Below are 2258 nucleotides of genomic sequence, written 5' to 3' on the forward strand. Positions count from 1 at the left end.
CTATTAAAGGTCAGAAAGTATTCTAAACTGGAGGTAGGACGACATGTTTAATTCGAGGATTCCTTATGTGGCAGGCTATTTCTCAGCAGTTATCAGATACTCTTATGTTCAACTTTACTATCACAGAGCGAGTCAAAGTATCCGGAGGTGACATCAACGATTGCTACATGATCAGTGATGGCAACGAGCGATATTTTGTTAAGGTCAATAATAAAGATTACACCAACAAATTTCAGATTGAAGCTGAAAATCTACGTCTTCTTAGAGAAACGTCTACCGTCGCCGTTCCGGAGGTCGTCCATTTAGGTGCAAGCAAAGACAGCTCTTTTATTATTCTTAACTACTTACCCACTAAACCTTTAGAAAATGATAAATGCAGCTTTGATTTCGGGGTTCAGCTCGCTAATTTGCATTTGTGGGGTGAACAAAAAGAGTTTGGTTGCGATCAAGATAACTACATAGGTAACACTCTCCAATTAAACCCTTGGCATAAAAAGTGGGCTCTCTTCTTTGCAGAACAACGCATTGGTTGGCAGCTGCAATTACTCAAAGAAAAAGGCATCGAGTTCGGAAAAATTGACGAGATGGTTGAGCTTATCCATTCGAAACTTTCAGGGCACAACCCTCGCCCTTCTCTGCTTCATGGGGATTTATGGCATGGTAATGTTTCAAACTCCGTTTTTGGCCCTATTTGTTATGACCCTGCTTGTTATTGGGGCGACCGTGAATGTGATATCGCGATGACGGAACTATTCGAAGGCTTTCAACCTGCGTTTTATGAAGGCTATGAGAGCGTTGCTCCACTAGATGTCGGCTATAATGAACGTAAGAGGATTTACAACTTATATCATCTGCTCAATCACTGTAATCAATTTGGTGGGCAGTATCTGTCTCAGACAGAGGCCTGTATCGATCGAATTCAAGCTTTTTGATATAGCAACACCACTAGACAATTATTCAACAAATGAAGCATGACTTCTTTAAATAGCAACACGCTGAAGTAAGAGGATGAACTCTATGCATAACTACACAGAGAAGAAAGTTACTTGCCCACATTGTGGACATAAGATTGGTATAACTTTAGATGCCTCAAATGGAAGCCAAGACTTTTATGATGACTGCCCTGCATGCTGTAATGCCATTCATTTAGACATGCAAGTAGATGAGCTAAACAACAGTATTAATTTGTATATTGATGCGGATGACGAACAAGTCTTTTAAAATCCAAAACTGAAAAAGAGCACGCGAGGTGCTCTTTTTGCTCTGTTTGTACAACTAGGTTGTTACTTTTGGTTCGCTAACACTCTTTCAACGGTGTCTACAATCGCTTGGGTTTGCGGGTCAAACTCAATGTTAACCTTGTCACCTACTTCACGCTGACCAAACAAAGTTCTGTTCAATGTTTCTGGGATCAAATGAACTGAGAAACGCTGATCTACCACTTCGCCGATAGTCAGTGAACAGCCGTCAATACCAATGAAGCCTTTAGCTAAAACGTACTTCATTACAGCTTCAGGTAATTCAAACCAAATCGTTCGATTATTTTCAGTCGTAATAACTTCTACTATATCAGCAACCAATGTGATGTGGCCTGACATAGTATGCCCACCAATTTCATCACCAAATTTCGCTGCTCTTTCAATATTTACTTGATCGCCAACTTTTAATTCACCAAGGTTTGTCAGTGAAAGTGTTGCCTGCATTAGATCAAAGGATACTCGTTCATTATCAAACTCTGTAACGGTAAGACAACAGCCGTTATGTGCCACAGAAGCACCAATTGCTAGGCCTTCGCTCATGTCACCTGTAAGTTGAAGAGTATGAGTTTGGAAGTTTTCTTTATGTTCTATCGCAACGACAGTCGCTAGTCCTTGCACAATTCCTGTAAACATTGTTCGTTCCTGCAGTTTTTCGTAGCAGTTATTGTGACATTTCTTTATCATCCGTCCTAGGGGAACTCTGAATTTTTCATTCCTAATCTATCCCTTATCTAATTCTACTCTTTACCTTCATTTGATTCGGAGTGCTTTGTGCATCGTTATAAAAAAGAAGCATCAAATTTGATCAAACTCGCGACCCCTGTTCTGATCGCCTCTGTCGCTCAAACAGGCATGAGTTTCGTAGATACGGTTATGGCTGGTGGCGTAAGTGCTATCGATATGGCAGCCGTTTCTATCGCAGCCAGTATCTGGCTACCAAGCATCTTATTTGGTGTCGGCCTACTAATGGCATTAGTACCTGTAGTAGCACAACTAAAT

The 2258-nt window shown here is 40.8% G+C and carries 4 protein-coding genes; 3 read left to right on the forward strand and 1 reads right to left on the reverse strand.

The features are described 5' to 3' along the window. Positions 1-65 precede the first annotated feature (65 nt). Positions 66-932 carry a fructosamine kinase family protein gene (locus tag L4C33_RS21690; protein WP_428814459.1) on the forward strand — a complete coding sequence of 289 codons (867 nt, stop codon included), beginning with the start codon at positions 66-68 and terminating at the stop codon, positions 930-932. An 85-nt stretch (positions 933-1017) separates the two neighbouring features. Beyond that, positions 1018-1221 carry a CPXCG motif-containing cysteine-rich protein gene (locus L4C33_RS21695; RefSeq protein ID WP_428814460.1) on the forward strand — a complete coding sequence of 68 codons (204 nt, stop codon included), beginning with the start codon at positions 1018-1020 and terminating at the stop codon, positions 1219-1221. A gap of 62 nt (positions 1222-1283) precedes the next feature. Here L4C33_RS21695 and L4C33_RS21700 read toward each other — a convergent pair whose 3' ends face one another. Further along, entirely contained in the window at positions 1284-1892 is a 609-nt protein-coding gene (locus tag L4C33_RS21700) for a riboflavin synthase subunit alpha (protein ID WP_428814461.1), read from the reverse strand. Between the two features lie 138 nt (positions 1893-2030). Here L4C33_RS21700 and L4C33_RS21705 point away from each other — a divergent pair. Beyond that, positions 2031-2258 (forward strand): MATE family efflux transporter (locus L4C33_RS21705; protein WP_428814462.1); only part of this gene is annotated, 228 nt, incomplete at its 3' end.

Source organism: Vibrio makurazakiensis, from assembly GCF_050337375.1.
Lineage (GTDB): Bacteria > Pseudomonadota > Gammaproteobacteria > Enterobacterales > Vibrionaceae > Vibrio > Vibrio makurazakiensis.